We start from the raw sequence: 26,008 nt of genomic DNA, 5'->3' as shown, positions 1-26,008 counted from the left end.
CACCCCTTTGCGACCGCGGATCGCGGTGAACCCATGTGAGAATCGTGGCATGACCTCTCACCCGGCCATCGGAGACGAACCGACGACCGCCTCGGCGCGCATCCTGTCGCGGCTCTGTCCGCCCGGACGCCTCGTCGGACTCGATGTCGCTCGCGGGATCGCCCTGCTGGCGATGATGGTTACGCATATCTTCTCTCTGGCCGATCCCGTCGGGTTCCCCACCTGGGCCGCGGTCTTCGCCGGTCGCGCCTCGGCGCTGTTCGCGGTCTTGGCGGGCTGTTCGCTCGTGCTCTCGACACGCTCCCGGATGGCCGAGTCGAATCGGCTCCGCGATGCCGCGCCGAGCGTGCTCATCCGGGCGGCGGCCATCGTGCTCATCGGCCTGTGCCTGGGATCGGTGTCGACGCTGCTGGCGGTCATCCTCGTCAACTACGGGATCATGTTCGCCCTGGCCATGTTCTTCCTCCGCCTGCGGGCGTGGGCGCTGTTCGTCCTCGCCGGGGCGTGGATGATCATCTCTCCCCTGGTGTCGATGCTCCTGCGCACCGAGTTCTCGTTGGAGCCGGAGTATCTGCCGATGGCCTGGTGGGACCTGGCGACGCCGGTGACGATGGTCCAGGACCTGTTCCTCACCGGCTACTACCCGATCCTGCAGTGGCTGTCCTACATTCTGCTCGGCATGGCCGTGGCGAAGCTCGACGTGTCCCGGCATCTCATGGGCCTGTTCCTGGCCGGTCTCGGAGCGCTGCTCATCGGTCGCGGAGGATCCTGGCTGCTGCTGGGCCCCGGCGGCGGGGAGACCGCGCTGATGCAGATCTCCCAGCAGTCGGGGATCGACCTCCTCGCCGCCCTGCACACGGGCAGCTACGGGGTCACGCCGACGGGCTCCTGGTGGTGGCAAGCGATCGCCGGCCCCCATTCGGGCACCCCGTTCGACATGGTCTCCACGGCGGGCACGGCGGTGATGACGATCGCGGTCTGCCAGTCCGCTGTGGTGCTCCTGGGCAGACGCTCCTGGCTGCTCTCGCCGCTGTCGGCACCGGGGTCGATGCCGTTGAGCGTGTACTCGGCGCATGTGGTGCTGCTCGAGATCACCCGTCCGAGGTTCGTCGGAGATCCGATCTCGGGTGCGGGTACGACCGGGGAACAGACGAGCGAGTATCTCTTCCACGCTCTCGTCTTCGTGGTCTCCGCACTGGTGTGGAAGCTGTTCGTGTCCCCGCGGGGGCCGCTCGAGGCGGGGATCGCCGGACTCATCCGTGCGGTGTCTCCCCAGCCTACGAGGCCTGCCGGGCCTGCGAACTCTGCTGGGCCTGGGAACCCTGCCGGGCCTGGGAACCCTGCCGGGCCTACGAGGCCTGCTTCTCCCCCGTACGGAACAGACTGATCGCCTTGCGCATCGTGGCGCGGGCGCGTTTGCGGTCGCCGCTGGCATCGTAGGCGCAGGAGAGACGGAACCAGGATCGCCAGTCGTCGGGCGCGGCCTCGGCTTCGGCCTGGTACTTCACGAATTCCTCGTCGGCGGCTTCGCGGATGATCTTCCCACCCGGAGTCCTGGGCAGATCGTCGACGGGCAGTCCGCCCTCGTCACCGAGGATGCGGGCGAGCTTCTCCGTCCTGGCGCCGAAGATGAGTTCGACGATGAGCGTCCACGCGCCGATGATCGGCAGCACGAACAGGGCGATGCCCATGATGCGCGGAATGAGGTCGGGTTCGCGGACGAGGATCCAGGCCCGCTGTCCCATCAGGACGAAATAGAAGACGAGAACGACGGAGACGATGATCGCCCCGACCTTGGCCTTCGACATCAGAGATCGAGCATGTTCTCGAGGCCGTGGAGCAGCCCCGTGTAGTCGGCGATGTTCTTCACCGCGGTGACGATTCCCGGCATGAACGCCGAGGTGGAGTGCGAGTCCGTGCGGATGGTCAGGGCTTCGCCGTCGGAGCCGAAGTGGATCTCCTCGTGGGCGTTCATGCCCTGCTGGCGGATGGCGTGGACATGGATGCCGTCGATCACCGCACCTCGGGCACCGAGCGGATCGGATTCCGTGGAGTCGGGGACGGCCGGGAGTCCGGCGGCGCTGCGGGCGGCGGCGATGCGCTGGGCGGTGTGGTTCGCAGTGCCCGAGGGAGCGTCGAGCTTGCGGGTGTGGTGTGTCTCGACGACCTCGGCGGAATCGAAGTAAGGGGCTGCGAGCTCGGCGAAGCGCATCGCCAGGACCGCGCCGATCGAGAAGTTCGGGGCGATGAGGACCGCAGTCTTCGGGTGGTTCTTGAGTGTGGCTTCGAGGCGGGCCAGTCGGTCGGCGTCCCACCCGGTGGTGCCGACGACGGTGTCGATGTCGTGCTCGACGAGGAAGCTCACATTGTCCTCGGTGGACTTCGGCACGGTGAGCTCGACGGCGACGTCGATGTTCTGATCCAGCAGGGTCTCGAGCGAATCGCTGCTGCCGAGGGCGGCCGCGAGTTCGAGGCCGTCCGCCTCATTGATGGCATCGACGGCGTGGGATCCCATGCGTCCCTTGGCTCCGATGACGGCGACCCGAATGCTCATGTGCTCTGACTCCTTGCTCAACGATCCTCGTGGTCTCGGCCTTCGACGCGTCTCCACGATCTTCGCAGGCCAGTCTATCGACAACCCGCGGCATCATCGTCATCCGGTGACGTGAGAGACAGCCGGCGGCCGGTACCGCGAGGGTCCCCTGCCAACCTCGCGGCCGTCTCCGTGTCGAAGCGCACGCCGTCGTAGAGCAGCTTCTCGCGTTCGCGGCCTTCGACGAGGAAGCCCGCGCTGCGAGCGACCGCGGCGGAGGCAGGATTGTTCGTCCGGTAGCCGAGTTTGAGGCGGTACACGTCGAGCTCGTCGTGAAGATGATCGACGAGGCTGCGCAGCGCTGCCGACGCCAGTCCCCTCCCCCGCGCCTCGGCGACGGTCCAGTAGGAGATCCACGCCGATGAGTGACGACGGTCGATGCCGGAGGCCATGACGGTGCCGAGGATGCGCTCGGAGGTCGCTGCCTCGGCGCTGGGTTCGGAGTTCTCGGCCTCGGCACCGCAATCGACAACCGTATTGTCGCCGTCGATCCCGGCCCCGTGCTCGACGATCGCGAAGGCACGGATCCGGCCCTCCGCCTCGGCGCCGGTGATGGATTCGATCCAGCTGCGCGCACCGTTGAGACTGCGGTCGTCGGGGATGTTGCTCAGCAGCGCCGGGTCGGCGGTGGAGTAGATCTCGGCAAGCACGGCGGCGTCGTCGCGTTGCCAGTGCCTCAACTCAAAACTCATCGTCTGCTCCGGTCGTTCTTTCTTCAACACCTCCCCAACTACCTGACGGCGGCCCAGCAACTTCGCGCGAAGTTGCTGGGCCGCCGTCAGGTAGTTCTGGGGGAAGGGTCAGCCGAGGAGGAGGCCCTTGGTCTGAGCGACGGCACGGTCGAAGCGTGCGCCGGCGTCTGCCCAGTTGACGATGTTCCACCAGGCCTTGACGTAGTCAGGCTTGACGTTCTGGTAGTCGAGGTAGAAGGCGTGCTCCCACATGTCGAGCTGCAGGACGGGGGTGCCGCCGAGCTGGACGTCGGACTGCTGGTCCTTGAGCTGTTCGATGAAGAGGTTTCCACCGAGCTGATCGTAGACGAGCACGGCCCAGCCGGAGCCCTGGATCGTGGTGGCTGCGGTGGTGAAGTGCTCACGGAACTTGTCGAAGGAACCGAACTGGTCATCGATGGCCGCTGCGAGTTCACCGACCGGCTTGTCGCCGCCGTCCGGGGACAGGTTGTTCCAGAAGATCGAGTGGTTGACGTGTCCGCCGAGGTTGAACGCGAGATCGCGGGTCAGCTTCGGGACGTTCGCCAGGTTGCCGGACTCGCGGGCCTCGGCCAGCTGCTCGACGGCGGTGTTGGCGCCCTTGACGTAGGTGGCGTGGTGCTTGTCGTGGTGCAGCTCCATGATGCGAGCCGAGATATGCGGCTCAAGAGCGGAGTAGTCGTAGGGCAGTTCCGGAAGGGTGTACTGCTCAGCCATGAGATTCCTCCTGATGAGAATTGATGTCCGCCAGGTCGGCGGCTTCGTTTCGACCCTATATCAGGGCCTCATCTCGGACAACAAGGCATGTGCCGGGCCTATTCCAGGTTACGCAAAGTGACAACGGAAAAGGTCGGCACGGGCCTCGCGCCCGGATGGACATGATCCCGCCTCGGGGCCTCCGCGCAGAGCCCGGCTGTCCGACCTCAGGGCAGGTCGACGCGAGCGTCCGGGCCGACCAGGGACAGCGCCCGGGGACGGGAGAACAGTTCGCCGGCCATAGTGCTCACCTGTTCGGCGGTGACCGAGCGGACGCGTTCGATGAGGTCGAAGGGATCCTCGAGCGGGAGCCCGAAGATCTCGGACCTGGCGAGCCGATTCATCCGCGCCGCCGAGGATTCGAGGCCGAGGACCATCGATCCCGAGAGCTGAGAGACGATCTCGTCGAGTTCTGCCCGGCTCGGTGCGGTCTGTGCCAGCCGCTCCCATTCGGTCAGTGCGAGATCGACGACGGCCTGCGCGTTCTCGGCCGTGCAGCCGGCATAGATGCCGAAGGTGCCGAAGTCCGTGAACTGACTGGCCACGCAGTTGACCGCATAGGCCAGCCCCCGCTCCTCGCGCACGCTCTGGAACAGCCTCGAGGACATCCCACCGCCGAGCATCGTCAGCAGCACCGAGTAGACGAACCGGTCGGGATGTCCCTCCTCAAGGCCTTCGCAGCCGAGCAGCACGCCCAGCTGTTCGGTGTCCTTAATCGTGTGGGATCTGCCGGCAGTGAAGTTCGGTGCTTCCCGCTTCGCCCCGGCCAGGTGCGCCCCGGCGTGGGAACCGTGGACCTTCTCATCGGACGGCCGCAGCAGCGCGCCGGCACCCTCGACCGAACCCAGCCGGCTGGGCGACCAGATCTCGGAGCGGGACCCGAGCCCCGCCTCGGCGAGGGCATCGTCGACCATGCTCAGCACCTCGGCATGGCTGGCACCGCCGGCGGCGGCGATGACCAGCCGCGGCGGGACATAGGTGTTCTCGTAGTGCTCGAGCAGCGTGTGATGGCCGAGAACCCGGATCTGGTCCTTCGTCGCTCCCACCGGCCGAGCCAGAGGATGCTCGCCGAAGACGAGCTTGTCGAAGTCGTCGAAGAGCACGTCGCCGGGGTCATCCGACGACATCGCGAGCTCTTCGATGATCACTCCGCGTTCGCGTTCGAACTCATCGACGTCGAGGCTGGAGTTCGAGACCATGTCGAGCAGCAGCGCCGTGATCCCGGTCAGGTCGGTGACGAGGCAGCGTGAGTAGTAGCAGGTGAGCTCCTTGGCCGTGATGGCATTCGAGTCACCGCCCGTGCGATCGAAGGCCGCGGCGATCGACTTCGCGTCCTTGGTCCTCGTGCCCTTGAACAGCATGTGCTCGAGGAAGTGCGTCGACCCTGCGGTCTCGGCGGACTCGTCGCGCGAGCCCGCCGCCACCCAGATGCCAATCGTCTCCGAGGCCAGCCCGGGCATGTGTTCGGTGGTCACCGTCAAACCACCGGGGAGGACAGACCGATCGATTCGGCTGCCCTCCCCGGTGTGAGAATCGCTGAGAATCAGTTGTCTGAGTCCTCTTCGGTCTCGGCGTCATCATCGTCGGTCACGGGAGCCAGCGAGAGCTTGCCGCGGTCGTCGATCTTGGTGATCTCGACCTGGACCTTCTGGCCCACACCGACGACGTCTTCGACGTCCTCGACGCGCTTGCCATCGTTGAGCTTGCGCAGCTCGGAGATGTGCAGCAGTCCGTCCTTGCCCGGGGTCAGGGACACGAATGCGCCGAAGCTCATTGTCTTGACCACGGTGCCGAGGTAGCGTTCGCCGACCTCGGGGACCTGCGGGTTCGCGATCGCATTGATCATCGAGCGGGCGGCCTCGGCGGCCGGTCCGTCGGTGGCGCCGATGAGCACGGTGCCGTCGTCCTCGATGCTGATGTCGGCTCCGGTGTCCTCCTGGATCTGGTTGATCATCTTGCCCTTGGGCCCGATGACCTCACCGATCTTGTCGACGGGGATATTCACGGAGATGATCCGCGGTGCCGTCGGGGCCATCTCGGCGGGAGCGTCGATGGCCTCGGCGATGACGTCGAGGATGACCATGCGGGCCTCACGGGCCTGCTTCAGTGCGGCACCGAGCACCGAGGCGGGAAGGCCGTCGAGCTTGGTGTCGAGCTGGATCGCGGTGATGAAGTCACGCGTACCGGCGACCTTGAAGTCCATGTCGCCGAAGGCGTCTTCGGCGCCGAGGATGTCGGTCAGAGCCGCGTATGCGGTCTGCTCGCCCTGGTCGGTGGAGATGACGTCGGAGACGAGTCCCATGGCAATGCCGGCCACGGGAGCCTGCAGCGGCACACCGGCGGAGAGCATGGCCAGCGTCGAGGCGCAGACCGAACCCATCGAAGTCGAACCGTTGGACCCGAGGGCCTCGGAGACCTCACGGATCGCGTAGGGGAAGTCCTCGCGCTTGGGCAGGACGGGCACGAGGGCACGTTCTGCCAGCGCACCGTGGCCGATCTCGCGGCGCTTAGGGCTGCCCACACGACCGGTCTCGCCGACCGAGTAGGGCGGGAAGTTGTAGTGGTGCATGTAGCGCTTGGACGTCACCGGTGAGAGCGAGTCGATCTGCTGCTCGAGCTTGAGCATGTTGAGCGTGGTGATGCCCAGGATCTGGGTCTCTCCGCGCTCGAAGATCGCCGAACCGTGGACACGCGGGATGACATTGGTCTCCGCGGTCAACGGACGGATGTCCTTCAGGCCGCGGCCGTCGATGCGGATCTGCTCGGTGAGGATGCGCTTGCGCACGACCTGCTTGGTCAGAGCGTTGAGCGCACCGGCGATCTCCTTCTCACGGCCGACGAAGCGTTCGCCGAGCTTGTCGAAGAGTTCGTTGAGGAGTTCGCTGCCGGCGGCCTCGCGCTCCTGCTTGTCAGCGATCTGGAAGTTCGCGGTCTGCTTGGCCTCGGCGAGTTCCTTCACGGCCTCGTAGACATCGTCCTCGTAGTCCTTGAAGACGGGGAATTCGACGGTGGGCTTCGCGGCCCGGTCGGCCAGCTCCTGCTGCGCGCGGCAGAGTTCGCTGATGAACGGCTTGGCGGCCTCGAGTCCCTCGGCGACGATCTCTTCGGTCGGAGCGGGGGCACCGGTCTTGATCCGGTCGATGGCGTTGTCGGTGGCTTCGGCCTCGACCATCATGATGGCGACGTCGTCACCGACGACTCGACCGGCGACGACCATGTTGAACACGGCGTCGTCGAGCTGCGAGTGGTTCGGGAAGGCGACCCACTGGCCGTCGATGAGGGCGATGCGCACGCCGCCGATCGGGCCGGAGAACGGCAGACCGGAGAGCTGGGTCGACATCGATGCGGCGTTGATGGCCAGTGCGTCGTAGATGTGGTCGGGGTGGACCGACATCACGGTGACGACGACCTGGACCTCGTTGCGCAGTCCCTTGACGAACGAGGGGCGCAGCGGACGGTCGATGAGGCGGCAGGTCAGCACCGCGTCGGTCGAGGGGCGGGCTTCGCGGCGGAAGAACGATCCGGGGATGCGTCCGGCAGCGTACATGCGCTCCTCGACGTCCACGGTCAGGGGGAAGAAGTCGAAGCCTTCGCGAGGGCTCTTACCTGCCGAGGTGGCAGAGAAGAGCATGGTCTCGTCGTCGAGGTAGGCGACGGCCGAACCGGCGGCCTGCTGGGCCAGTCGGCCCGTTTCGAAGCGGATGGTGTGTGAACCGTAGCTGCCATTGTCAATGTGCGCTGCGGTGGATTCAGGGTTGAGTCCCACGTATTCTCCTAGTCTGTGCCGGCGCGCGGACGTCCTCGAGACATGAGGCACGCCCCCGTCGTGCGAGGGCTGTCGTCCTGTGCGATCCGGCGGGATATCGGCATGGACAATCCATGGATCCAAGCCGGTCATCGATCGGGGCCCACGGAACCGGCGATCGAACTCGCGCAATCCTCCGGAGGCCACTACCGAAGACCGAAACGTCCATGTCCTGATTGTCCACCTCGAAGTCTACCGCAGATGCACGAAAGCGCCCCACCCGCAGGTGGGACGCTTCGTTTCGACTGCGGTGCAGCCCAGATCGGGTCAGCCGATCAGTTCTGCGAGTCTCCGTTCGGTCGGGCGGACCCGGGCCGAAGGAAGAATCAGCGGCGCAGGCCGAGGCGCTTGATCAGCGCACGGTAGCGCTCGATGTCGACGCGCTGCAGGTACTTGAGCATCCGGCGACGCTGGCCGACGAGCAGCAGCAGGCCACGACGCGAGTGGTGGTCGTGCTTGTGATCCTTGAAGTGCTCGGTGAGCTCGGTGATCCGGCGGGTAAGCAGCGCAACCTGGACCTCGGGAGAACCGGTGTCGCCCTCGTGAGTTGCATATTCCTTGATGACTTCCTGCTTTTCGGCAGTGCTGAGAGCCATGGACTTCTCCTTGTGATCGTTGCGCGGCGCGCAGACCTGTCAGTCTGGGCACTATGGAACCGCGGCCGGTGAAAACGGCAGTGTTCAGTTTATCAGGTGTGCAGGACCTCGCGCACATCGGCGATGTCCTCGTGCATCTGCACGATGAGGTCGTCCATCCCGGTGAAGGCCACTTGGCCGCGGATGCGGGTGACGAACTCGATGCTCATATGGCGATCGTAGACGTCGAACTCCCCGAACTCCTTGTCGAGCACATAGGCCTCGACACGGCGGCTGCACCCCTGGAAGGTCGGGTTCGTGCCCACCGAGATCGCGGCCGGGTAGGGCTGGTCCTCTCCGGAGAAGCTGGCCCAGCCCGCGTAGACGCCGTCGGAGGGCACGAGCCCCTCGGCGTCCTCGGACAGGTTGGCCGTGGGAAATCCGAGGTCACGTCCGCGCGCATCGCCGTGGACGACAGTGCCTTCGACGCGGTGGTAGCGGCCCAGCTGATCGGCCGCCTCGGCGACGCCGCCGGAGACGATCTGCTCACGGATCCGTGACGAGGAGTAGCGACCCCCGCGTCCGACCTCCTCGATCGTCTCGGTCCGGAAGCCGTATTGCTCGCCGAGGCTGCGCAGTGTGTCGATGGTGCCTTCGTTGTCCTTGCCGAAGCGGACGTCCTCGCCGACGACGACGATCCGCGAATGCAGGGCTTCGACGAAGTAGCTGCGCACGAAGTCCTCTGCCGACTGTGCGGCGAAGTCGAGGTCGTAGGGCTGGACGAGCAGCGCGTCGATGCCGGTGGCCGCGATGAGCTCGGCCTTCTGGCTCGTGCTCGTGATCATCAGCGTCGGATCGCTCGGGCGGTGGACGGTGCGCGGATGCGGGTCGAAGGTCATCGCCACCGAGCGCAGGTCCTCTTCACGGGCGATCGCCGCGACGGCCTGCAGAACCATCTGGTGACCACGGTGGACGCCGTCGAAGTTGCCGAGTGTGACGACGGTGCCGACATCGTCGGTCCCGACCTCACTCAGTCCGTGATAAACCTTCACCCCAGGCTCGCTCCTTCCGTGCACCGAATCAGATTAACGCAGAGGAGAACGTGGGTGCTAACCGGACGATTCATACGACGATCGCCCAGCCGATGACCCCGGCCAGGGCGGCGATGGCGATCGAGACGAAGGTACCGATGATGAAACGTTCACCGGCCGCGGACGAGGACTTGATCTCGGCGAACCGGCCGAGGCCTTTGATCGCGACGACGACGGCCATGAGCTCGGGGCGGCCGAGGACGATGGCTCCGGCGATGAGGGCGCGTTCGACGATGCCGATCCACATGCCCCCGCGGAGCACCTCGATGTCCTCGCTGCCGGTCACACTCGGCTTGGTGCCGGGTCCGCCATGGGTCATCCGCAGGAACAGCGGAACCAGCGGCCAGCCGATCAGTGCGGCGACGAGGGCGGCGAGAACCGCAACGAGCACCTCAGACCACATTCCTCATCCTCCGTCCGCTCTCTCCCCGTGCGTCTCCCTCACCCATGGTTGAGGCTCTCACTCATGGTTGAGTCCCTCACTCGAGATTGGGCCCGCACCCATGGCGAGGACCCCACTCGCGATTGGGCCCATCCATCGTTGTGCCCCTCAGCCATTATTGTGCCCCGCACCACTGACACGAGCCGCGAGTCCGAGATGATGGGCCGAGAGTGCACGGGCGCCGGCGACGATCTCGGCGCTGCCCTGGGACAGGACTCGGGAGACGGCCTGCTGGGAGACGGCGAAGTGCTTGGCGATATCGACTTGCGTGGCCTCGGGGTGGTCGAGTCGGTATGCGACATAGCCGCGGGACTGCTCCCGCAGGTCATCGAGGGTACGCGCGAGCAGCCGGAGGGCCGCCTCGGCGAATCCCAGGTGTCCACCGGACTCCTCACCCATCCCCTCGGCCCCAGCCGACCCCTCATCCCCGGACGCGACGACGAGGTGGGCGGGTGCGCTCTTGGCTGCTTCGACGGCGCGCCTGGCGGCATAGAAGGCCTCTCCCCTGGCCTCGGCGGTCGAGTCGGGCAACGGTTCCTCGACCGCTCCAATGCCGATGCCGATGTGCCAGCCGGTGAGGACCGCGATCAGTCGGACCGCCTCGGCGACCTGTCCCGGGTCATCGAGGACTCCCTGGACCTCATCGCCGATGGTGCGCTGGAAGCCGCGCACGGTGTCGATCCGAGCCAGCGCCGCCAGCAGCTCCGGCACAGCATCGTCGCCTGCGCGCGATCCGCGTTGGTCGATCGTCATGACGAACATGGGTCAATTAGAGCAGAATTCCTACCCAGAAACAATGCTTTTCGTTGTATTTGAGAAAAACAACGCGAAACTTTGTACCCTAGGCGCGGTCGATGGCAAAGGCGGTGAGCGATTTGAGCGAACGACGATCCCTCAGGTTCGCGATCGAGATGAGTTCGCCTCCGCAGATCACGGCGACCTCCTCTTCGCTCGGGGCCTCGCCCGGTTCGGCGGCAGCAGCAACAGCCTCGGCGAGGGTGACGATCTTGCCCTGCATCAGGGCCTTGGCGGCCTCGGCGTCGACTTCGACGGTCGGCAGCAGGGTGGCGGCGACCTCGGCGAGGGTGAGCAGTCGCGGTGTGGGTGAATCGAGGTCGTCGGGAATCGTCGCGGCATCCTCGATGTCGAAGGCACCGACCCGGGTGCGTCGCAGGGCGGTGAGATGACCATGGACGCCGAGGTGCTCGCCGACATCGCGGGCCAGCGCCCGCACGTAGGTGCCCGAGGAGCAGTCGACCTCGACATCGACATCGATGTGGCCCTCGGTCGCGGCGAAGCGGATGTCGAGGATCTCGAACGAGGAGATCTCGACGCGGCGGGCCTTGAGTTCGACGTCCTCCCCGGCACGCACCCGGGCGTAGGAGCGCTTGCCGTCGACCTTGATCGCCGAGACCGCACTCGGCACCTGGTCGATGGGACCGCGGAGGGTGGCGATGGCCGCGTCGATGTTCGCGGAGGTGAGCGCAGCGAGCACGGCGGGATCGGCGAAGCGATCGGGTTCGGAGTCCGCGTCATCGGTGGGCGTGGCCGCACCGAGGCGGATCGTCGCGAGATAGGTTTTCGACACACCCGTGATGTAGCCGAGCAGCTTGGTCCCGCGGCCGAGGCCGAGGACGAGCACGCCGGCGGCCATCGGATCGAGCGTGCCGGCATGACCGACCTTGCGGGTGCCGTACCAGCGGCGGATGCGTGAGACGACGCCGTGGGAGCTCAGTCCCTGCGGCTTGTCGCAGACGAGGACGCCCTGTGGGGAAGGATCGCTCACGGGATGGTGACGATCAGTTGAAGGAGGCGTGCACGTGGTCGAAGTGGTTGGCGGTGGTCGAACCGCGGTCCGACATGCCCTTCCAGCCGCTGCCCGGCATCCAGATGCGCTGCTTCCAGATCACGTACTTGACGTTGAGGCTCTTGTGATTCTTGATCAGGTAGTCGGAGATGCGGTCACCCGTGCTACCGGTGATCATGATGTCGACGGCTTCGCCGGTGTTGTGATCGGAACCGGTGCCTGGACGACGTCCGCCGAAGGTCTTGACCTCGGGGAACTTCGCGCACACGGCACGGTAGCCGTTGACCGCGTTGGGCAGAAGACCGGACTCGATCGAGGACGAGACCTTGCACGGCGGCGCCGAGGTGTCACCGGAGGCTCCGCCCTCGGAGGAGGAGTCGTCGTCGGACTTGCCGCCGTCGGCCTTCTTGCTCGTCGCGGACTCGGTGGTCGGCTCCGGCTTCGGGGTCTTGACCTCGAGCTTGGTCTTGCTCGATGACTTGTTCTTGTACTTCGGGTCGTCCTTGACGTCCTTGAGGTACTCTTCGCCGGCCTTCTCGCGCTGGGCGTCGATCTCATCCTGGCTCACGGCCGAGGGACTCGCCTGCTCCTGCGCGGTGTTCGCGGCCTCGGTGGTGACGTTGCCCGTGTCCGGGGGTCCCATGACCACGGTCGAACCGACGACGGCGGCGGTTGCGGCGGCCGGGACGGCGATCGCGGCAACGACGGGACGCTGCTTGACGGTGGCCAGAACGGAGGTCGCCGTCGATGGCACATCAGCGGAGTGCCGACCAGACGAGCGCTTGCTGGGAGTCAGATCCCGAACGAGCTGCTTCGCGAAGGAAGGCTGTGGCGAAGAGTGCTTACCCAATGCAGAAATCCCTTAACAGAGTCGTAATCATTTCGTTACCAGAAGAAGTCTACGACACCGGGCAAAGATAACAAAACTGTTACGAGAACTTTTTTTGCTCACGTGATGAAGATCGCGCGCACTCCCCCGCAGCGGGGTGGTGTGTCACTCCCCCGCCGTGTGTCGCCGCGATCACTCTTCGTCGGCAGCGGGCTTCCGGTAGGGATCCTCGTCGCCGGCGGGCGCCGCGTCTTTGGCCAAGCTCGCGATGCGAGCGTCGTCGGCCGCGGCCTTGGCCAGGAGTCCGTCGAGGTGGGCGGCGGCTTCCGGCACGGCGTCGGCGATGAATTCGAGGCTCGGGGTCAAACGGATCGTCAGGCCCTTGCCGACCTCGGAGCGGATGAATCCCTTGGCGGAGTTGAGTGCCTTGCCGGTGGCTTCGAGGTCCTGATCGTCACCGTAGACGGTGTAGAAGATCGAGGCGTGCTGCAGGTCGCCGGTGACGCGGACATCGGTGACCGTGACGAAACCGAGACGTGGGTCCTTCAGGCGTCGTTCGATGGTGCTGGCGACGATGACCTTGATCTGGTCGGCGATCTTGCGTGCCCTGGTGGGGTCTGCCATGGTGTGTCCTTCGTAATGTGTGGCGGCACGCGCAGTTGTCGTGCCGGGCCTGATGGTGCCGGAGAGCTCCGGCCATTCTCTCTCATATTCCCGGAGTCGAAGAACCGGGCCCCACTCGGGGGCCCGGTTCTCGTCATGATCGGTCCCTGCGGGATCGATCATCTGGGATCAGCCTGCAACTCTCAGTCGCGCGGCTTCTCCTGCATCTCGAAGGTCTCGATGATGTCGCCCTCGCGCAGATCGTTGAAGGAGCCGAGTCCGATACCGCACTCGTAGCCGTCGCGGACCTCGGTGGCATCATCCTTGAACCGGCGCAGCGATTCGATCTTGAGGTTGTCGCCGATGACGACACCGTCGCGGGTGACGCGGGCGCCGGAGTTCCTCGTGATCGTTCCGCTGCGGACGATCGAACCGGCGATGTTGCCGAACTTCGAGGACCGGAAGACCTCGCGGATCTCCGCGGTGCCTGTCTGGACCTCTTCGAATTCGGGCTTGAGCATGCCCTTGAGCGAGCTCTCGATATCGTCGATCGCCTGGTAGATGACCGAGTAGTACCGAACATCGACGCCTTCGCGGTCGGCCAGGTCGCGAGCCTTCGCTTCCGGACGGACGTTGAAGCCGAGCACGATCGCGTTGTCGACCGTCGCCAGGTTGATGTCGTTCTCGGTGATCGCACCGACGCCGCGGTGGATGATGCGCAGGTCGACGTCGTCGCCCACATCGATCTTGAGCAGCGAGTCCTCGAGTGCTTCGACAGCACCGGACACGTCGCCCTTGAGGATGAGGTTGAGCATGTCGACCTTGCCCTCGGCCAGTGCCTTGGTGAAGTCCTCGAGGCTGATGCGCTTGCGACCGCGAGCCTGAGCGGCGTTGCGCTCGATGGCATCACGCTTCTCAGCGATCTGACGGGCCGTGCGATCGTCATCGGTGGAGATGAACGAATCACCGGCGCGCGGAACCGAGGACAGACCCAGCACCTGGACGGGACGGGACGGACCCGCCTCGTCGACGATGTTGCCGTTCTCGTCGAACATCGCACGCACACGTCCGTAGGCGGTGCCGCAGACGATGGCATCGCCCTGACGCAGGGTGCCGGACTCGACGAGCACGGTCGCAACCGCACCGCGTCCCTTGTCCAGCTTGGCCTCGATCGCAATGCCGCGAGCGGACTTGTCGGGGTTGGCCCGCAGGTCCAGAGCGGCATCGGTGGTCAGCAGCACGGACTCGAGCAGTTCGTCGATGCCTTCGCGCTTGAGCGCGGAGATCGGGACGAACATGGTCTCGCCGCCGTATTCCTCGGCCACGAGGTTGTACTCGGTCAGCTGCTGCATGACCTTCGCCGGGTTGGCGCCTTCCTTATCGACCTTGTTCACAGCCACGACGATCGGCACATCGGCCGCCTGAGCGTGGTTGAGAGCTTCAACCGTCTGGGGCATGACACCGTCGTCGGCGGCGACCACGAGGATCGCGAGGTCGGTCGACTTCGCACCACGGGCACGCATGGCGGTGAACGCCTCGTGACCCGGGGTGTCGAGGAAGGTGATCTTGCGATCCTGGCCCTCGTGTTCGACTTCGGCCTGGTAGGCGCCGATGTGCTGGGTGATGCCGCCGGCCTCACGAGAGGCGACGTTGGCCGAGCGGATCGCGTCGAGCAGCTTGGTCTTACCGTGGTCGACGTGACCCATGACGGTGACGACCGGCGGGCGGGCAGCGAGATCCTCGTCGTCCTCGTCCGCGGCTTCCGCGTCGAGGTCGATGTCGAAGGTCTCGAGCAGCTCACGGTCTTCGTCCTCGGGAGAGACGATCTCGATCTTGTAGCCGAGCTCCTCGCCGAGGACCTCGAAGGTACCTTCGTCGAGGGACTGGGTGATCGTCGCCATCTCGCCGAGGTGGAAGAGCACCGTGACGAGGTTCGTCGGATCGGTGTTGATCTTCTCAGCGAAGTCGGCCAGCGAGGAACCGCGACGCAGGCGCAGCGGGGTGTCGCCGTTGCCGCGCGGAACAGTCACACCGCCGACGGACGGCGCCTGCATCTGCTCGAGCTCGGCGCGCTTGGCCCGCTTCGACTTGCGTCCCTTCTGACGGGGACCGCCGCCGCGGCCGAATGCACCCTGGGTGCTGCCGCGACCGCGACCGGAGCCACGACCGCCGGGACCGCCGCCGGGGCCACGACGACCTGCCGGCTGGGCGCCCGGAGCACCGGGTGTTCCGCCGCCGGGGCCGCCGGCCGGGGCATTGCCGCGACCGCCGCCGCGACCGCGTCCTGGGGCCGGCTTATTCAGGGCCGAGTTCTTCATCATCGACGGGTTCGGGCGCGGAGCACCCGGACGCGGCGCCGGACGCGGACCTGCCGAGGCTTCCTCACCGGTGCCGCGGGGCTTCTGACCCGGCTTGGGCATGCCCTGCGAGTTCGCGAACGGGTTGTTGCCGGGGCGTGCGCCCTGGCCGCCCTGACCGCCTTGACCACCCTGGCGTCCGCCGGGCTTCGGTCCGCGACCGGGCTTCGGCATCCCCTGGGAGGGGGCGAAGGGGTTGTTGCCGGGGCGAGCGGCCGAACGGCCACCCGGCTTGGGTGCGCTGCCGGGTTTCGGCGCGGCACCCGGCTTCGGGGCGGCACCGGGCTTCGGTGCGGCAGCACGGTTCGGCTTCGACTCGGCGGGAGCCTTTGTCGGAGCCTCGGCCTGGGCCGGGGCTTCTGCAGCCTCGGCGGGAGCCTGTTCGGCTGCTTCGGCGGCGGGAGCCTGTTCGGCCGGCTTCGGTGCGGGCTTCGCACCGGGCTTGGGCGCGGACGAGGACTCGGATCCGGTCGCCTCGGCGGGCGTGGACTGTGCTGCACCGGGCTTGGCGCCCGGCTTAGCGGCGGGCTTCGCTCCGGGCTTGGGGGCACCGGGTTTGGCAGCCGACTTGGCGGCGGGCTTCTTGGCCGATGCGGAGCCGCCGGACTTCTCACCCGCTGCAGGGGCGGAGTCGGCGAAGGCTTCCTTCACCCGTCGGACGACGGGTGCTTCGAGTGTCGAGGATGCCGAGCGAACGAATTCGCCCATGTCCTGGAGCTTCTCGAGGACGATTTTACTGGTTGTGCCGAGCTCTTTCGCGAGCTCATGGACACGGGGCTTTGCCACAGTTCTCCTGTCCGGGTTCTTTCCCGGTCAGGAAAGAACCTCATCAATGAAGAGCAGTTCTCATTTCACTGCTCTCTCGAATTCCGTTTGGGTGTCATCGTGCGACACTCACAAGTTGTCAACCATTCTTAGCTCACCCGTTCTCGTTGGGTTCGTCGTCCAACCTCGGCAGATCCGAGGCGGTGACCTTCGTTCGAAAGGCTCGAGCGAAGGAAGCGGTGGTCAGTGCCTTGGTCAGGCACGTCTCATCGGGATGCGCCCACGCTCCCCGTCCCGGCAGTGTCGCTGACACATCGTGGACGATGGCGGGGTGCTGACCAGGGCGGATCACGAATCGTGTGAGTTCGTCCCGGTCGGCCTTGCGTCTGCAGGCGATGCACGTCCGTTGGGGTGCACTTCCGACATTCACAATGAATGATTCTACATCACTCGCCGATGGGCTCTTGCCAGGGGGCGGGTGTCGAGAATCACGCCGGGGGCGGCGGTATGCGCTACTGTCCGGCGATGATGTCGATCTTCCAGCCGGTGAGCTTCGCGGCCAGACGTGCGTTCTGGCCCTCCTTGCCGATGGCCAGGGACAGCTGGTCCCTCGGCACCATCACGCGCGACTCCTGCGCCGCTGCGTCGAGGATCTCGACCTTGCCGGCCTTGGCCGGGGAGAGCGCGTGGGCGATGAACTTCGCCGGGTCATCGGAGTAGTCGACGATGTCGATCTTCTCCTGGCCGAGTTCGTTCATCACCGCTCGCACCCGCGAGCCGAGTTCGCCGATGCACGAGCCCTTCGCGTTGACGCCGGGCTTCGTCGCGCGCACTGCGAGCTTCGTGCGATGACCGGCCTCGCGGGCCAGAGACACGATCTCGACGGTGCCGTCGGCGATCTCCGGAGCCTCATGGGCGAAGAGGCGGCGGACGAGGTTCGGGTGGGTGCGCGAGACCGTGACCGAGGTGCCCTTGGCACCTTTGTGCACATCGGCGATGTAGACGCGCAGCCGGGTGCCGTGCTTGTACTCCTCGCCGGGAACCTGCTCGTGCGGGGGCAGCACCGCCTCCACATCGCCGAGGTCGACCTGGACCATCTGCGGATCCCGACCCTGCTGGATGGTGCCGGAGACGATCTCGCCCTCACGGCCCTTGAAGCTGCCGAGCACAGACTCGTCCTCGACGTCGCGCAGACGCTGGTGGATGACCTGCCGGGCGGTCTGGGCGGCGATGCGCCCGAAGCCGGTGGGGGTGTCGTCGAATTCGCCGATCGGATTGTCGTCGTTGTCGAACTCGACGGCCAGGATGCGCACCTCGCCGCTGGACTGGTCCAGCTCGGCGCGGGCATCGGGCCAGGCGCCTTCGGTCTTCTGATAGGCCAGGTAGAGTGCCTGTTCGATGAGCTCGATCAGTGTGTCGAACGGAATCTCCCGCTCACGCTCGATGACTCGCAGAACATTGAGATCGATATCCATGGGCCCCTATCCTCTCCGGCTCCCTCGAGCATTGAATTGTCTGTCTTCGATTATGCAGGCGTCACAGTCTAACCCAGATTACGCCTGCACTCGCTCAGCCGATCCTCAGTCGGATCAGCGGAACTTCAGCTCCACCTGCGCCTTGGAGATGTCGTCGAGGGAGACCGTGCGCTCCTCGTTGAGAGCGGGATCGGTGCCCGTGATCGACCTCTCCCCCACCTCGGCGAGGTCGAGTTTGAAGGTGTCCTTCTTCGTCGTGATCTCCAGTCGACGGCCGATCACGCGTTTGAAATGGCGGGGGATCTCGAGCTTCCGGGTCGCTCCCGGGCTGGTGACTTCGAGCTGGTAGGGCTTGTCGCGGAAGATCTCGACCTCGTCGAGGGCGGCACCGACGATCTTCGAGGACTCGGCGATCCTCTCCATCGACATCGCCTCGGTGCTCGACTCGTCGAGGTCGACGATGACCGTGAGCGTGCGGCGCGGTCCGGCGGCGACCGCCTTGACGGATTCGAGGTGGTAGCCGGCCTCCTCGAGGGGGCCGCGCAGCAGCTCCTTGATCCGGTCGACGTCCTCGTCCATGTGTCCTCCTTCTCGTGTGCCGCGGGTGCGAGCCCGGCGGTGGTCAGCGGTGAGATGCCGGGCCGACCCGGTCGGCGGCGCCTGCGGGTGCCGCAGCGATCTGCTTTGTCCCCACCCTAAGGGACGGCCCCGTCCGAAGGTAGGCACCCGGCCGTTCCGGGGCGTGGTCACAGCGGTCGTCGCGGTCTCGGGTGCGGCCCGATCGGGGGTCGGCGAATCCGCTACGATTGGCCTATGCGTTCTCCCCTCAGCCGCCGCAGCCTTCTCCTGTTCGGCGCCAGCGGAGTGAGTCTGGGCCTGCTCTCAGGATGCGGTCTGCGGCTCGATTCCGAGCCTGAGGTTCCCACGCTCGACGCCACCGAGCAGCTGCGCAATCGTATCGCCCGCATCCTCGCCGCCACCACTCCCGGCGACGGCGATCCCGAGACCGCCGGTGAGGATCTGCAGAAGTTCCGGGACGCCATCGGAGCAGAATGGGCGCCGCCGAGCGAACTGGCCACCGAACCGCCCCCGACAGAGGATCCGCGCAGCTTCATCGAGGCCGCCGAGGTGGTCTCCCAGTCCGTGTTCGAGGCATCCTCCCAGCTCGACTCGGCTCTGATCCCCGTGCTTTCCGATGTCGCCACGGGCCTGAGCCTGACGGCCGGGACGAAGAAGCCCGAGCTCATCGGCGCCGCCGAGGAGCTCATCCGCCAAGGCCGCAAGGACGCCGACGACGGGGATGCGCAGACCGAGAGCACCGAATCCGCCGACGGGGCCGACGCCGCCGGGAATGACGGAGACACGGACAGCCAGGATGCCTACAACGCGATCCTCAATCAGGCCCGGGCAGCGGCCTACGGATATGAGCGCCTGGCTGTGCACTTCGAGACGAAATCGGCCGAACGCAGGGACGCGATCGACCGGCTCGATTCCCTCGGCTCCCTGTCCGGGGAGATGCTCGAGAACCTCGGCGAGAAGAACGCCGATCCCAACGCCTCGGCGTGGAAGCTCGACCCCAGCCCCACCGATGCCGCCAGCGCCAGAGAACTCGCTCTCAATCTCGAGGACGCCCTCGCCGCGGCCATCCTGCCGTGGCTGCAGACCGAGACGGCAGGGATCCTGCGGCTGTGGGAATCGGCCCGAGCTCGCACGATCTTCGCCGACCCCCAGCCTCTGCGCTATGACTATTCCGGCGACTCCGGCGAGGCGGAGGCCCACCAGTGAAGGTGCCGCCAGTCCTCTACCGCTCGACCCGCGACATCATCGGCGAGTTCCGCACCAGCTCCTGGATCGCCGCGCTCGACTTCATGGCCAACGAACTCCTCGACCGATGGAAGCTGCGCTTCGACGAGGTACCCGGGTCGCCCTGGGCCGGCTGCGAGAGCCTCGTCATTCCCGTCCTCACCCAGGAGAACTATCAGGGTGTGCTGCGGTTCGCGGCTCCCACCTCGGCGCATACCGCCGCCCATGCCCAGGCCCTGCGGGCGCTGAAGATGTGGAACGGCCACGGTGCCGTCCGCGTCATCCGTGACGACCACAGTTTCCGGGTGACCCTGCAGGAACGGCTGCGGACGAAGGACAACCTCTCCGTTCTGCCCCTGGCCGATGTGCCGCCCGTGTGGGGTGCGTTGCAGCGTTCGCTCGAGATTCCCGCGGATGCGGAGTTCATGCGGGTCCAGGACCTCGTCGCCGGGTGGTTGACCACCTTCGATCAGGACGCGAGCCTGCTCACCGGCTGGTCGGAGACCGGCCAGGGTGATGCGCTGCTGCTGTCCTTCGCCCGGAACTGGATGCAGACCCTGGCGACCTCGGACGAGAACTGGCTCATCCACGCCGATCTCCACTACTACAACATCCTCGCCGGCAACCCCGACGCCGCCGGGATCTCGACCTGGAAGGCCATCGACCCGCAGCCGCTGGCCGGACCGACCGCCTACACGCTGGCTCCGGTGCTGTGGAACCGCCTCGCCGAAATCCCCTCCGATCATCCGCAGGCGCAGGCGGCCTGGCTGCGCGGCTTCGCCACGGACCTGGCCCTGTGCGCGGGCATCGACCCGCAGTACGGGATGGGTGCGGCGGTGGCCAGGGAGATCACGAACATGTTTTGGTACCTGCGGGCGGCCAGCGGCGGATCGACGGCCTCCCTGGCCGATGCGGCGCGTTCGCTGTGGGTGGCCCGCGCACTCTCGGGCGCCGATGTCGCCGGCGTCAACGCCCACGCTCTCAAACCCATCGGCTGACCACCCTCCCCACAACTACCTGGCGGGGGCCCAGCAACGTGGCGCCACGTTGCTGGGCCCCCGCCAGGTAGTTGTGGGGCTAGTGGATGAGGCCGGAGATCATGTCAAAGCCGAGTTTGAGGATGAGCGCGGAGACCACGACGACGAAGACGACGCGGACGAAGCCCGATCCCCGCTTCAGCGCGGTCCGGGCACCGAAGATCCCGCCGAGCACATTGCCTGCGGCCACGACGAGGCCGAGCAGCCACACCACCTGCCCGTCGGGGATGAAGTAGACCAGCGCCCCGAAGTTCGTCGCCCAGTTGATCACCTTCGCCGTAGCCGAGGCCTGCAGGAACGAGAAGCCGATGATCGAGACGAAGGCGATGACGAGGAACGATCCCGTGCCCGGGCCGAGCACCCCGTCGTAGACGCCGATCGTGAAGCCGATCAGCCAGGACAGTCCGTGGTGGCGTTTCGAGGTCTCCCCGAAGCGCAGGGTGACATCCGCGCCGAGGCTGGGGTTGAGGACCGTGAACAGGCCCACCCCGATGAGCGCCAAGAGGATGATCGGGGTGAACAGCTCACCGGGGATGTAGGTGGCGAGCTTCGCCCCGAGCATCGCGCCTATAAATGCGGTGGCCGCGGCCGGGATCGTCGCCGACCTGTCCGGAGTGATCTTGCGCAGATAGGTCACCGCCGAGGCGGTCGTGCCCGCGATCGAGCCCACCTTGTTCGTCGCCACCGCCTGCACCGGGCTCATCCCCGGCACGAGCAGCAGTGCGGGCAGCTGGATCAGTCCCCCACCGCCGACGACGGCATCGATCCACCCGGCCAGCACCCCTGCGGCGAGCAGCCACAGGAGCATGGTGAGGGTGACATCGATGCCGCCGGCGAGTGTCTCGAACACCTCTGGTGACTCAGTCGGCGAGAGTCTCGACCGTGCCGTCGGCAGCCGTACCGGCAGCAGCGTCGGCGGCGACCGCGGCATCCGCGGCGGCACCGGCCTGTGCGTAGGCCTGACGGACCCGTTCCACGGTGGTCGGGACCACCTCGGCGAGGGGAAGCTCCTGCTTCTCATCGGCCAGGCGATTGCGGACCTCGAGCACACCGTCGGCGACCCCGCGGCCGACGACGATGACCGTGGGGATGCCGATGAGCTCGGCATCGGCGAACTTGAAGCCGGGCGAGACCTTGTTGCGGTCGTCGAGGAGGACGCTCACGCCCTCGGCCTCGAGGTCGGCGGTGAGCTTCTCACCGGCCGCCGCGATCTCCTCGCCCTTGCCGGCGACGATGACGTGGACGTCGGCCGGGGCCAGGTGCTGGGGCCAGAGCAGCCCGTCGTCGCTGTGGAATTCCTCGGCGATGCAGGCCATGACGCGGGTGACGCCGAGGCCGTAGGAGCCCATGGTCACGGTCGCGGCCTTGCCGTTCTGGTCGAGGACCTTGAGGTCGAGGGCCTCGGCGTACTTGCGGCCGAGCTTGAAGATCTGACCGATCTCCACGCCGCGGGCCAGCTCCAGCGGTCCCGAACCGTCGGGTGCGGGATCGCCGAGGACCACCTCGGCGGCTTCGATGGTGCCGTCGGCGGTGAAATCGCGGCCGGCGACGAGGTCGAAGACGTGGCGGCCGGGTTCGTTGGCTCCGGTGATCCAGCGGGTGCCGTCGACGACGCGCGGGTCGAGGAGGTAGCGGATCTTCGAGGGCGCCTCGAGTCCGAGCACCGGGTGCTCGAGGTCGTTGCCGGGCCCGATGTAGCCCTTGACGAGCTCCGGTTGGGCGGCGAGGTCCTCGGCAGTGGCGGCCTCGAGGTCGACTTCCCCGGCGCCGAGCATGCCGGTTCCGGCGGCGCGGTCGAGATCGACTGCGCGGTCGCCGGGCAGTCCGATGACGATGATCTCGCGGGTACCGTCGGGGTGGGTGACGGCGCAGACCACGTTCTTCAGCGTGTCCGCCGCGGTCCAGGCACGGTCCTCCCGCGGGTGGTTCGCGTTCGCGGCGGCCACGAGGGTCTCGATCGTCGGGGTGTCCGGGGTGTCTTCGACATGGGCAGCTGGGGAGTTCTCGTACGGGATCGCCTCGGGGACGATCGAGGTCACGGCCTCGACGTTGGCGGCGTATCCGCCCGGCGAGCGCACGAAGGTGTCCTCGCCGACCTCGGAGGGGTAGATGAACTCCTCGGTGCCGGAGCCGCCCATCGCGCCCGGGGTCGCCTTGACAGGCAGGCAGGGCAGGCCGAGGCGGGCGAAGGCGCGCAGATAGGCCACGCGCATCGCCTCGTAGGAGGCATCGAGCCCCGCGTCGTCGATATCGAAGGAATACGCGTCCTTCATGATGAACTCGCGGCCGCGGAGCAGCCCGGCCCGCGGGCGGGCCTCATCGCGGTACTTCGTCTGGATCTGGTAGATCGAGAGCGGCAGATCCTTGTACGAGGAGTAGAGGTCCTTGACCAGGAGGGTGAAGACCTCTTCGTGGGTGGGGGCGAGGATGTAGTCGTTCTCGCGGCGGTCCTTGAGGTGGAACAGGTCGGGGCCGAAGGCCTCCCAGCGACCGGAGGTCTTGTACGGATCGGCGGGCAGCAGTCCGGGGAAGTGGACCTCCTGCGAACCGGCGCGGGCCATCTCGTCACGGACGATGGTCTCGATCTTGCCGAGCACGGCCAAGCCCAGCGGCAGCCATGTGTAGATCCCCGGTGCCGACCTGCGGATGTAACCGGCGCGGTGCAGCAGCTTGTGGCTGGCCACCTCGGCGCCGACCGGGTCCTCCTTCTGGGTTCGCACGAACAGGGACGACATGCGCAGGGCCATGGGTGTTTCTCCTCAACTCGTCAGGACTCAGATCGAACACTATCTCACGCGGGCGCGCCCGCGGTAACCCGCGGGAGGGGTGCTGTCGGTGCTGCGGCACGCGTGCTCTCGTCACCGCGGATTCGTCACCTCGGGCAAGAGAATTAGACTGGAGCCAGCACCACCCCGAAGCAGCGCCAGATGCACCACCCGATACACCGTCCAGTTCCGCACACCAACACGACGACCAACACGAAGAGCATGCCTGAATCCAACCAACTCACGCAGTTCCCGCGGCCCTCGGTCGCGGTCGACACCGCGGTCCTCTGCCCCGTTCCCGAACGCGGCCTGCATGTTCTCCTCACCCACCCAGGCGACGGTGTATGGCAGCTGCCCGGGTCGATCCTCCGCCCGCAGGAGCGCCTCGCCGAGGCGGTCGCCCGGTGCCTGCGCGAGAAGGCCCGGCTGATCGACCGGGCCCCCGTGCAGCTGCACGTCTTCGACCAGCCGGACCGTGATGATCGCGGGTGGGTGATCTCCGTGGCCCACCTCGATGTGCTCTCGACGAACGACGTCGGCCTCGCCGATGTGGGCACCCAGGATTCCGCGGGGGCGACCGTCGGTGCCTCGGGGCCAGACGGCGCGTCAGCGTCGGCCAATTCCACCGACGCCGAGGCGGTCCGGCGGAAGCTCGTGCCCGTGCACTCGGTCCAGGAGCTCAGCTGGGAGCATCAGGAGATCGTCCGCGTCGCCGTGCACCGCCTGCGTTCCCTACATGAGCGCACCCCGGACCCTTTCGGCCTGCTCGAGTCGGAGTTCTCGCTGCGCCAGCTGCGCGAACTCCATGAGATCGTCGCCGGCGAACACCTACAAGCCGATACCTTCCGCCGCACCATGCTGCCGCTGCTCGAACCGACCGGCCAGGCCGTGAGCCAGGGACGCGGACGCCCGGCCCAGACCTTCAGCCGCCGCTCCGAGCTCGCGCTGCGCAGCACCGACTTCACCAGTACCGACTTCACCGGCGGCGGGGGCACCGCCGCTGCCGGCGCAGAGACCACCCGCACCGGAACCGAAGGTCCGCAGTGACCGAGGAGATCGACCGGTCGCCGAACCGGCACATGCGCATCGACGTGTGGCTGTGGACGACCCGCATGTTCAAGACCCGCAATCTCGCCACCCAGGCCTGCCGGGGCGGGCATGTGCAGGTCGACGGGCAGCGGATCAAGGCCGCCCAGAAGATCACGATCGGTCAGGAGGTCCGAGTCCGCAAGGCCGGCTCCGAGTTCATCTGGAAGATCACCGGCTTCATCCCAACGCGCAGGCAGGCCTCGATCGCGGTGCAGTGCTATGAGGATCTCACTCCCCCGCCGGATCCGGCTCTGCGCGGGTTCGTCCCTCGTCGGGACAAAGGGCTGGGGCGGCCGACGAAGAAGGACCGCCGCGAGATGGAGAAGTTCCTCGGCGATCTGGCCAAGCCGACGAACCGCGACCGCAAGCGCCCCTGACCTGAGGCGCCACCAGCGCATCAACGCCTCAGAAGTCCCTGCCAGCCCGCGACCGCTTGCCAGAAGTCCCTGCGTAGCGGACTAGTCCGCTGCAAGGGGACTTCTGGCGCGCGGTTGCGCCGCACAGGACAGCACTGCGCCGCACAGGCCCGCACAAGGGCCGGTTCAGGCTCAGTACATCACGGTCGCGAAGGTGCCGACCTGTTCGAAGCCGACGCGGGAGTACATGCGCAGGGCCGCCTCGTTGTAGTCGTTGGCGTAGAGGCTCACGGTCGTGTGCCCCTTGTCGCGAGTCCGCTTGACCACTGCGGCCATCCCAGCGGCCCCGAGCCCCTGCATCCTGACCTCGGGGTGGACCCAGACTCCCTGCACCTGGACGATGCGGCGAGCGCGGATGCCGATGTCGGCCTTGAACAGAACCTGCTCATCCCGGTCGGTCGCCGGCCAGCGGGGCACCGGACCGCCCTGAGGCAGGGTGTCGGAGATCCTGGCGTAGCAGTTCTTGCCGCGGATAATGCCGCGCACCCGGGCGAGGAAGTTCGACTCGCCATCCTCGATCGGGGAGAACCCGACCTCCTTGGTGAACATGTCGATGCTGGCGGGATAGATCGTGTGCAGATCATCAAGAGTCGCCCGCACCACCGCCTCGTCAGGTTCGACCACGGGGTCGGAGCTGATTGCGAGCAGCGGCTGACGTTCCCGCACACCCCGGGCGCGACCCCAGTTCAGTCGGCTCTGCAGGTCGAGGATGATCGTCCGGTCCCCGATCAGTGAGCACGAATAGCGACCATCGGCATTGAGCATTTCGGCGAGCACCTGGTTGGTTCCCGGGCTCGCGGTGACCGGGATGATGTTTCCGCCGACCCAGTAGGCGGCGACGGGTCGGTCCCCGTCGAAGACTCCGTAGAGGGTTCCCGCCGGCGAGTTCAGCTGCGCGGTGCCGGTGACCTCGAGCAGCGAGATGAGGTACACGTTCTCACAGGGGTTGAGTGCGAGCTGACTCTTCAGCCACGTCGTGTGTTGGTGACCCATCCGGCCCAGCCTCAGCACCCTTGTTCCCTCATTTCTCCTGCTGACCAGCCATCTTCGCTGACCGTCGACCGTATTGCGCAGGCCACTCATATTGTAG

Annotated in this window: 25 protein-coding genes; 5 read left to right on the top strand and 20 right to left on the bottom strand. The window is 66.7% G+C overall.

Annotated elements, in window-relative coordinates:
• The first annotated feature begins 49 nt into the window (after positions 1-49).
• On the top strand, positions 50-1,387 hold the full coding sequence (locus tag CV023_RS08915) for a heparan-alpha-glucosaminide N-acetyltransferase domain-containing protein (protein WP_230745106.1): 1,338 nt from the start codon (positions 50-52) through the stop codon (positions 1,385-1,387).
• On the opposite strand, the gene CV023_RS08910 is transcribed toward CV023_RS08915, so the two are convergent.
• The 17 genes from CV023_RS08910 to rimP all read right to left on the bottom strand — a co-directional run bounded on the left by CV023_RS08910 (position 1,350) and on the right by rimP (position 18,387).
• A complete protein-coding gene (locus CV023_RS08910; protein WP_230745105.1) occupies positions 1,350-1,808 on the bottom strand; it encodes a tetratricopeptide repeat protein in 459 nt (152 codons plus the stop codon). The two genes, CV023_RS08915 and CV023_RS08910, sit on opposite strands and share 38 nt — an antisense overlap.
• Positions 1,808-2,554, bottom strand: coding sequence for a 4-hydroxy-tetrahydrodipicolinate reductase (dapB, locus tag CV023_RS08905; protein WP_230745104.1), 747 nt, complete (start codon positions 2,552-2,554; stop codon positions 1,808-1,810). The genes CV023_RS08910 and dapB overlap by 1 nt, the downstream gene beginning before the upstream one ends.
• A gap of 74 nt (positions 2,555-2,628) precedes the next feature.
• Positions 2,629-3,285 (bottom strand): GNAT family N-acetyltransferase, encoded by a 657-nt coding sequence (locus tag CV023_RS08900; RefSeq protein ID WP_230745103.1) that lies wholly within the window; start codon positions 3,283-3,285, stop codon positions 2,629-2,631.
• 108 nt (positions 3,286-3,393) lie between these two features.
• The gene (locus CV023_RS08895) at positions 3,394-4,020 is read right to left on the bottom strand and encodes a superoxide dismutase (protein WP_230745102.1); all 627 of its coding nucleotides are present in this window, start codon (positions 4,018-4,020) and stop codon (positions 3,394-3,396) included.
• Positions 4,021-4,226: 206 nt separating this feature from the next.
• On the bottom strand, positions 4,227-5,534 hold the full coding sequence (locus tag CV023_RS08890) for a M16 family metallopeptidase (protein ID WP_230745101.1): 1,308 nt from the start codon (positions 5,532-5,534) through the stop codon (positions 4,227-4,229).
• A 68-nt stretch (positions 5,535-5,602) separates the two neighbouring features.
• Positions 5,603-7,825, bottom strand: coding sequence for a polyribonucleotide nucleotidyltransferase (locus tag CV023_RS08885; protein WP_230745100.1), 2,223 nt, complete (start codon positions 7,823-7,825; stop codon positions 5,603-5,605).
• 365 nt (positions 7,826-8,190) lie between these two features.
• Positions 8,191-8,460, bottom strand: a complete 270-nt coding sequence (rpsO, locus tag CV023_RS08880; protein ID WP_230745099.1) for a 30S ribosomal protein S15 — start codon at positions 8,458-8,460, stop codon at positions 8,191-8,193.
• Positions 8,461-8,552: 92 nt separating this feature from the next.
• Complete coding sequence (locus CV023_RS08875) at positions 8,553-9,491, bottom strand: bifunctional riboflavin kinase/FAD synthetase (protein ID WP_230745098.1); 939 nt, start codon at positions 9,489-9,491, stop codon at positions 8,553-8,555.
• A 70-nt stretch (positions 9,492-9,561) separates the two neighbouring features.
• Entirely contained in the window at positions 9,562-9,933 is a 372-nt protein-coding gene (locus tag CV023_RS08870; RefSeq protein ID WP_230745097.1) for a hypothetical protein, read from the bottom strand.
• A gap of 147 nt (positions 9,934-10,080) precedes the next feature.
• A complete protein-coding gene (locus CV023_RS08865; protein WP_230745096.1) occupies positions 10,081-10,734 on the bottom strand; it encodes a hypothetical protein in 654 nt (217 codons plus the stop codon).
• 79 nt (positions 10,735-10,813) lie between these two features.
• Positions 10,814-11,758 (bottom strand): tRNA pseudouridine(55) synthase TruB, encoded by a 945-nt coding sequence (gene truB / locus CV023_RS08860; protein ID WP_230745095.1) that lies wholly within the window; start codon positions 11,756-11,758, stop codon positions 10,814-10,816.
• A 13-nt stretch (positions 11,759-11,771) separates the two neighbouring features.
• Positions 11,772-12,533, bottom strand: a complete 762-nt coding sequence (locus CV023_RS08855; RefSeq protein WP_230745094.1) for a ligand-binding protein SH3 — start codon at positions 12,531-12,533, stop codon at positions 11,772-11,774.
• A gap of 267 nt (positions 12,534-12,800) precedes the next feature.
• On the bottom strand, positions 12,801-13,232 hold the full coding sequence (gene rbfA / locus CV023_RS08850; protein ID WP_230745093.1) for a 30S ribosome-binding factor RbfA: 432 nt from the start codon (positions 13,230-13,232) through the stop codon (positions 12,801-12,803).
• Positions 13,233-13,414: 182 nt separating this feature from the next.
• The gene (gene infB, locus CV023_RS08845; RefSeq protein WP_230745092.1) at positions 13,415-16,354 is read right to left on the bottom strand and encodes a translation initiation factor IF-2; all 2,940 of its coding nucleotides are present in this window, start codon (positions 16,352-16,354) and stop codon (positions 13,415-13,417) included.
• Between the two features lie 133 nt (positions 16,355-16,487).
• Positions 16,488-16,763, bottom strand: a complete 276-nt coding sequence (locus CV023_RS08840) for a YlxR family protein (RefSeq protein WP_284934622.1) — start codon at positions 16,761-16,763, stop codon at positions 16,488-16,490.
• An 82-nt stretch (positions 16,764-16,845) separates the two neighbouring features.
• The gene (gene nusA, locus CV023_RS08835) at positions 16,846-17,808 is read right to left on the bottom strand and encodes a transcription termination factor NusA (RefSeq protein ID WP_230745091.1); all 963 of its coding nucleotides are present in this window, start codon (positions 17,806-17,808) and stop codon (positions 16,846-16,848) included.
• A 114-nt stretch (positions 17,809-17,922) separates the two neighbouring features.
• Entirely contained in the window at positions 17,923-18,387 is a 465-nt protein-coding gene (gene rimP / locus CV023_RS08830) for a ribosome maturation factor RimP (RefSeq protein ID WP_230745090.1), read from the bottom strand.
• 234 nt (positions 18,388-18,621) lie between these two features.
• Here rimP and CV023_RS08825 point away from each other — a divergent pair, with 234 nt between their 5' ends.
• Both CV023_RS08825 and CV023_RS08820 read left to right on the top strand, forming a co-directional pair.
• Positions 18,622-19,593: a hypothetical protein gene (locus tag CV023_RS08825; protein WP_230745089.1), complete on the top strand. Its 972-nt coding sequence runs from the start codon at positions 18,622-18,624 to the stop codon at positions 19,591-19,593.
• The gene (locus tag CV023_RS08820) at positions 19,590-20,609 is read left to right on the top strand and encodes an aminoglycoside phosphotransferase family protein (RefSeq protein ID WP_230745088.1); all 1,020 of its coding nucleotides are present in this window, start codon (positions 19,590-19,592) and stop codon (positions 20,607-20,609) included. The genes CV023_RS08825 and CV023_RS08820 overlap by 4 nt, the downstream gene beginning before the upstream one ends.
• Before the next feature lie 79 nt (positions 20,610-20,688).
• Here CV023_RS08820 and CV023_RS08815 read toward each other — a convergent pair whose 3' ends face one another.
• The gene (locus CV023_RS08815; RefSeq protein WP_230745087.1) at positions 20,689-21,498 is read right to left on the bottom strand and encodes a TSUP family transporter; all 810 of its coding nucleotides are present in this window, start codon (positions 21,496-21,498) and stop codon (positions 20,689-20,691) included.
• Positions 21,499-21,508: 10 nt separating this feature from the next.
• On the bottom strand, positions 21,509-23,395 hold the full coding sequence (locus CV023_RS08810) for a proline--tRNA ligase (RefSeq protein ID WP_230745086.1): 1,887 nt from the start codon (positions 23,393-23,395) through the stop codon (positions 21,509-21,511).
• 240 nt (positions 23,396-23,635) lie between these two features.
• Here CV023_RS08810 and CV023_RS08805 point away from each other — a divergent pair, with 240 nt between their 5' ends.
• Together CV023_RS08805 and CV023_RS08800 are read left to right on the top strand one after the other, a co-directional pair.
• The gene (locus CV023_RS08805) at positions 23,636-24,460 is read left to right on the top strand and encodes an NUDIX hydrolase (RefSeq protein WP_230745085.1); all 825 of its coding nucleotides are present in this window, start codon (positions 23,636-23,638) and stop codon (positions 24,458-24,460) included.
• Positions 24,457-24,879: an RNA-binding S4 domain-containing protein gene (locus CV023_RS08800; RefSeq protein WP_330166655.1), complete on the top strand. Its 423-nt coding sequence runs from the start codon at positions 24,457-24,459 to the stop codon at positions 24,877-24,879. Before CV023_RS08805 ends, CV023_RS08800 begins: the two co-directional genes overlap by 4 nt.
• A 171-nt stretch (positions 24,880-25,050) precedes the next feature.
• On the opposite strand, the gene CV023_RS08795 is transcribed toward CV023_RS08800, so the two are convergent.
• Positions 25,051-25,911 carry a GNAT family N-acetyltransferase gene (locus tag CV023_RS08795; protein ID WP_230745084.1) on the bottom strand — a complete coding sequence of 287 codons (861 nt, stop codon included), beginning with the start codon at positions 25,909-25,911 and terminating at the stop codon, positions 25,051-25,053.
• Positions 25,912-26,008: the final 97 nt, after the last annotated feature.

It is taken from the genome of Brevibacterium sp. CCUG 69071 (assembly GCF_021023135.1).
In the GTDB taxonomy this organism is placed as follows: Bacteria; Actinomycetota; Actinomycetes; order Actinomycetales; family Brevibacteriaceae; genus Brevibacterium.
The sequence above is the reverse complement of the archived record's forward strand: the minus strand, read 5'-3'. Positions and strand labels throughout refer to the sequence as shown.

Bases quoted from the DNA above. Each gene is read 5' to 3' on its own strand.
- rimP (WP_230745090.1), bottom strand. From the start codon at position 18,387: ATGGACGAGGACGTCGACCGGATCAAGGAGCTGCTGCGCGGCCCCCTC.
- CV023_RS08825 (WP_230745089.1), top strand. From the start codon at position 18,622: ATGCGTTCTCCCCTCAGCCGCCGCAGCCTTCTCCTGTTCGGCGCCAGC.
- CV023_RS08865 (WP_230745096.1), bottom strand. From the start codon at position 10,734: ATGTTCGTCATGACGATCGACCAACGCGGATCGCGCGCAGGCGACGAT.
- CV023_RS08795 (WP_230745084.1), bottom strand. From the start codon at position 25,911: ATGGGTCACCAACACACGACGTGGCTGAAGAGTCAGCTCGCACTCAAC.
- CV023_RS08870 (WP_230745097.1), bottom strand. From the start codon at position 9,933: ATGTGGTCTGAGGTGCTCGTTGCGGTTCTCGCCGCCCTCGTCGCCGCA.
- CV023_RS08805 (WP_230745085.1), top strand. From the start codon at position 23,636: ATGCCTGAATCCAACCAACTCACGCAGTTCCCGCGGCCCTCGGTCGCG.
- CV023_RS08810 (WP_230745086.1), bottom strand. From the start codon at position 23,395: ATGGCCCTGCGCATGTCGTCCCTGTTCGTGCGAACCCAGAAGGAGGAC.
- CV023_RS08900 (WP_230745103.1), bottom strand. From the start codon at position 3,285: ATGAGTTTTGAGTTGAGGCACTGGCAACGCGACGACGCCGCCGTGCTT.
- CV023_RS08910 (WP_230745105.1), bottom strand. From the start codon at position 1,808: ATGTCGAAGGCCAAGGTCGGGGCGATCATCGTCTCCGTCGTTCTCGTC.
- rbfA (WP_230745093.1), bottom strand. From the start codon at position 13,232: ATGGCAGACCCCACCAGGGCACGCAAGATCGCCGACCAGATCAAGGTC.
- dapB (WP_230745104.1), bottom strand. From the start codon at position 2,554: ATGAGCATTCGGGTCGCCGTCATCGGAGCCAAGGGACGCATGGGATCC.
- nusA (WP_230745091.1), bottom strand. From the start codon at position 17,808: ATGGATATCGATCTCAATGTTCTGCGAGTCATCGAGCGTGAGCGGGAG.
- CV023_RS08915 (WP_230745106.1), top strand. From the start codon at position 50: ATGACCTCTCACCCGGCCATCGGAGACGAACCGACGACCGCCTCGGCG.
- CV023_RS08895 (WP_230745102.1), bottom strand. From the start codon at position 4,020: ATGGCTGAGCAGTACACCCTTCCGGAACTGCCCTACGACTACTCCGCT.
- rpsO (WP_230745099.1), bottom strand. From the start codon at position 8,460: ATGGCTCTCAGCACTGCCGAAAAGCAGGAAGTCATCAAGGAATATGCA.